We start from the raw sequence: 4,328 nt of genomic DNA on the forward strand, positions 1-4,328 counted from the left end.
TGTCTATATTAATTGAAAAGGGCGCCACATTTCAATTGAAAAAGGTACCAGTTACCAATGCTTAGTTTTGTGATTTTTTAAAGATCCCAAAACCTAACAAATGATAACCATGAGTACTAAACAAAAAATAATATTACGCTATTTCAGAGATGGTCAATCACAAAGACAGATATCCCGTGAATTACACATCGGTCGCAAGAGGGTAAGGAAATATATAGAGTCCTACCGCCGGATACATGATCAAGCAATGCTAAAAGGCTCAGTAGAACATGAAGAGCTGATAGACTCCATAGTGGCGCCACGCAGGTATGATTCGAGCAACAGGGGCAAGTGCAGGCTTACCGCCAATCAACAATAATGATGTTTGAATCTTTCAGTAAGAAAATACTTGAAACAAACTGTCAATTTTTTGAATACGAAATGCCTCTTTTTGCCATTGGGCTCACTATTGCTGCCCATCAAATACATCATTTTACCATAATAAAAGAAAGATATATTCCTTTGGACAAATTAATTTAAAAGCTTATTAATTGGAATTATTTACTCTACCTGGGCAATTGGAAGGTTTTTCAACAGGCACAAAGTATCAAGTTACATTAAGGGTTTTTTTCCTACTTTTTAGGTTGGATGACCTCTATAATTCTTGTTACCGCCATTGGAATTTTAATTGATTTAATAAATAAAAGCAGCTAATGCATAAAAGCCACGGTCGCCTAAGGCTAACGCTCAGACCAAACTACGATGCTGGTGCGGAACGTTGGGCCCAATATATGAAAAGGCAAATTCTATACTTGTTAATATTGATCCTTCCTTTTTTTGGAATGATAATGATAAATGAATTTGCACGGCTAAACACAAAAGAACCAGGCTACAAAAAGCAAAGAGTTACCGCCATAAACTCAGCAAAAAGAATAATCGCATTCTTAATAGATTTGGTTGTTCTATCGGGGTTAATTTCGTCTACCCAAAAAAGAAAATAAAAACCTACTTCTTTATTGCCTCCGGAGTTATGGTTTTATTCATAGTTCTAAACCTTTCAACAAGTTACAATACTGTTACTGACACAGGTGATCTTGAAACACAAGCAGAACAATTAGAAGCTACTATCAATGAAAACATGTCAACTTTTGAAAGCATGCTTTCAGATATTCAGAAAATTGATGGCGTTGCTGAAATCGAGGGAATTAGTTTAAACACCACAAACGGTATGACAAGTTTAGACATTAGCGATAATGGCTTGAACAATTAATCATTATGGATAAAGAATCAATATACATAGCAATGAAAGATTTTTTTAAACAAAATAAATTATTGTTTTTCTTAACTATACTTGTAATCGATATCTAACTTTTAAAACTTGAGGTATGAAAACAAAATCGAATTTCAAAAAGCTAAGTTCAACTTTACTAATTGCTGTACTTTTTATTATAGTGAACTCTGATCTTCTTGCTCAAGAAAAAAAATCTACTGATTTAAAGGATTTTAAAATTGTTGTGGAGAAAACTGACAATGGAATTAAGCTGACAAGCACCGAAGGAAGTGCTTGGGTTGATTTGGCATTTAGTATTGACAACGACCTACCACAAGCGATTGATGAACACGGAATGACAAAAACGGATAAAGTTTCTTCTGAAAAAGATGCTAATCTCGCAGATTTTCTTTTCACTATTACAAAAACGGAAAACGGAATTGTTCTCAAGGGAATTGAAGGAACTGCTTGGACTGATTTGAGTTTTTCGTTAGCTGAAAACAGAAAACAAGCGATTGATCAATTTGGAATGACAAAACTGAATTAAAACACCTTCACAACAAATGCTAAAAATCAATATGCGAACTTTGCACCTTGAAAACAATCCGAGAAAATCAAACTTGATCTTGTCTGGCAAAAGTGCGCTTACTTATTTTAGCTAGACTTTATACCCAAAGACGAAAAAATGGTAAAGTTTCTTATGCTAATCACTGGTGTTTTATTTCTATCAGTTGCATGTCAAGAGTCTGCTGAAACACAGCCGGAACCAATTCCTCAATTCGATATCTCAAAAAACAACAATGGGTTTTATGCCGGGAGTGGGTTTGTGGTAGTGGATCATTCTGAAAATGCCCATACTATAGCATGGGATTTTGGAGATGGAACGGTAAGTCCCGACTCCATCGTTGAACATTCTTATAATAGAAAAGGAGTATACGAATTAACCTTAAAAGCCTGTAATTCGACTAGTTGTAAAGATTTTACATTGCAAGTTACTGTTAAAGACAGCATTATTAATTTGCTTGCCGGTGAAGAGTCCAAAACTTGGATTTTGACCAAATGGGTTGATGTACAAGGAACTGAAGTGAATTTCGATAATTGTTTAACTTGCCATTATGCACAGACGTTTTATAATAATGGTGACCCTCCTTCGTATGATGGAGAACATAAGTGGCTGAAAAGCGGGCTTCAGATTTGTGGTGAAGATTCCGTACGTTGTAGTGGATACGGACCCGAAGGCTATGGATGGTTTTATCTTGAATCAGATCCATACAATAGAAACAACGGCATTTCTATTGGCCTGGCGTCCAAGGTAGGTTACACGATAGTTGTAGACAAAAATCAACTTTATCTCAAGCGTGGATTAAGCGAAGATGAATTTTATTACGAGAGTCGATGATGCGCATAATCAGTTAGGCGCACTGGTGGTCAGTTGGCAGTCAGCCCCCTCCAGATAGTAGTAATGCCTAGACTCAAGGGCAAATTTCCATTTATTTTCTACCAGCTGCCCACCCAGGTGAGTGAAACTTCAATTTTTTACTCCAAAAAGTCTCTTTATGTTGTTGGTGATTTTACCGCTTGTTTTATCGCAAAAAAGTCTTACTCCATCATCAGGGAGACGGCGAATGATTTGTTAAAATAATGCTTGCGGGTGGTGTCAGCTTCGGTGTGCTTTTGGATTAAGTCATATTGATCACACGCCAAAATAGCTTTTAATCGAATAGTCTTTCAATCGATTACTTGCCCATTGACGGAATTGGATTCCACCACGAAGAAATTTGCCCCTGTATCCAACCGAAATGATGACATCCAAGTTGTAATATTTGGGTATTTTCTTTCTCAATCATAGTAAATTTTACTATTCATAATCATTCTAAATAAATATATTTGTTGTTCAATGACGGCCCAATGCTTTTTTATTATAACTGGAGGATTATGGAATTTATAGTAGCATTATCATCTTACATACGGATAAAATATTTCATTCCTGTTTTGAAAACGATTTTCATCAACATAACTCCCAGGATGAAATCAAATTTTCAAAACTAGAGACCCCATGATTTAATTATTACCGATTAAAGGTATTCTAAGATCTATACTTTTCGATTAGTAAACTTATGATACAGGTAGCGCCGAACCAAACTAAAAAAATAAAGGTAATAATTGCGGCAAAACAATTTTTGTACCGCCTCGGAATAAAGACCATCATCAATGTGATTGGCGTAGAAACAGAACTATTGGAAACAAATAGTTATGACAGTATGCTAAGCAATATTTCTCAAAATGATGATGTTGATTTTTTGATAATCAACAAAGAAATAATTCCGGACCCCTCAGAACACCAACTGAATGAAATCAGGAAAAACCGGCCATATATGAGTGTTATGATCCTGGATGACGATATGATGGATGGGTGTTTCTGTTGTAAGCTGATGGGATTGGGAGACAAAGATGTTGGCAATTGTCCTTGCCTGGATTTTGCGATTAAGATGGATAGTCAAGAGGAAATCGTGAGGAGATTCCAGGAATTCTTTTTTGATTCAGTGAATAAAAGCAAGCGCTATCACTTTGAAAACCTGAGTGAACGCGAAATCGAAGTGCTGAAATCCGTGGCCCATGGTTACTCAAATAAAGAAATAGCGGACAAATTACATATCAGTACAAATACAGTAATTACCCATAGAAAAAATATTACAGACAAACTGGGTATCAAAACGATTGCCGGCTTAACCGTATTTGCCATCACCAATAATATTATCAGGCCGGATGAGGTAAATATTAACAAATAAAAACGCTTCGTCTTTATAGGTTAAAAGTAAAAGCCATCAGGAATGAGTAATGCGGGGGGCCGGATCAGTACAGGGGCCATCCGCAATGCTCAGCTTACGCACAAGATTAAAACAGTACTCCTTTTTCCAATTATCAAAACCTAACGGAGCCAGGCCGTATTTAACCGTCCCAGTGTTTTGAAGGCTTCGTTTTTTACCCTTTTGGGAATTTTATTGTCAGCCAATAGTTCATGGCAAGTATCGATTATTTGATCCTTTTTATAAGATAGATTAAACCACCCAAGAGCCTT

General features: G+C 36.2%; 6 protein-coding genes. 5 read left to right on the plus strand and 1 reads right to left on the minus strand.

What is annotated here, in order from left to right; all coding sequences use genetic code 11:
- Positions 1–109 precede the first annotated feature (109 nt).
- The 4 genes from AC04NP_RS30255 to AC04NP_RS30270 all read left to right on the plus strand — a co-directional run bounded on the left by AC04NP_RS30255 (position 110) and on the right by AC04NP_RS30270 (position 2,648).
- On the plus strand, positions 110–358 hold the full coding sequence (locus AC04NP_RS30255; RefSeq protein ID WP_482863862.1) for a hypothetical protein: 249 nt from the start codon (positions 110–112) through the stop codon (positions 356–358).
- A 651-nt stretch (positions 359–1,009) separates the two neighbouring features.
- Positions 1,010–1,249, plus strand: a complete 240-nt coding sequence (locus tag AC04NP_RS30260; RefSeq protein WP_482863863.1) for a hypothetical protein — start codon at positions 1,010–1,012, stop codon at positions 1,247–1,249.
- A 115-nt stretch (positions 1,250–1,364) separates the two neighbouring features.
- Entirely contained in the window at positions 1,365–1,796 is a 432-nt protein-coding gene (locus AC04NP_RS30265) for a hypothetical protein (RefSeq protein WP_482863864.1), read from the plus strand.
- 138 nt (positions 1,797–1,934) lie between these two features.
- On the plus strand, positions 1,935–2,648 hold the full coding sequence (locus AC04NP_RS30270) for a PKD domain-containing protein (protein ID WP_482863865.1): 714 nt from the start codon (positions 1,935–1,937) through the stop codon (positions 2,646–2,648).
- Between the two features lie 294 nt (positions 2,649–2,942).
- Here the strand turns inward: AC04NP_RS30270 and rhuM are convergent, their stop codons facing one another.
- Positions 2,943–3,092 carry a RhuM family protein gene (gene rhuM / locus AC04NP_RS30275; RefSeq protein WP_482863866.1) on the minus strand — a complete coding sequence of 50 codons (150 nt, stop codon included), beginning with the start codon at positions 3,090–3,092 and terminating at the stop codon, positions 2,943–2,945.
- 274 nt (positions 3,093–3,366) lie between these two features.
- Between rhuM and AC04NP_RS30280 the strand changes: the two genes are divergently transcribed.
- On the plus strand, positions 3,367–4,038 hold the full coding sequence (locus AC04NP_RS30280; protein ID WP_482863867.1) for a helix-turn-helix transcriptional regulator: 672 nt from the start codon (positions 3,367–3,369) through the stop codon (positions 4,036–4,038).
- Positions 4,039–4,328: the final 290 nt, after the last annotated feature.

The organism is Agaribacillus sp. DX54, from assembly GCF_056858335.1.